Genomic DNA, 290 nt, shown 5'->3' on the forward strand with positions numbered 1-290 from the left:
GTTCCACACCTACCTGCAGCCGCAGCGGAAGGTGGACTGGGGCGCGCAGCGCGTGCACGGCATCAGCGATGCCATGCTGGTGGGCAAGCCGCTGTTTGCGAGCAAGGCCGCCGAACTGCTGGAGTTCCTGCGTGGCAGCGAGATGGTCGCGCACAACGCCACCTTCGACGTCGGTTTCCTCGACAACGAGCTGCGCCTGGCGGGGCTGGCCGGTGGGCTGGCCCAGCACTGCCGCGTGACCTGCAGCCTGAAGCTGGCCCGCAGCCGTTGGCCTGGCATGCCCAATCTCA

The 290-nt window shown here is 68.3% G+C and carries 1 protein-coding gene; it reads left to right on the top strand.

What is annotated here, in order from left to right:
- Nucleotides 1-290: exonuclease domain-containing protein (locus FQ668_RS27375; RefSeq protein WP_256677681.1), on the top strand; the 290-nt coding region annotated here is incomplete at both ends.

The sequence above is a fragment of the Pseudomonas sp. Kh14 genome (assembly GCF_900291005.1).
GTDB classification, from domain to species: domain Bacteria; phylum Pseudomonadota; class Gammaproteobacteria; order Pseudomonadales; family Pseudomonadaceae; genus Aquipseudomonas; species Aquipseudomonas alloputida.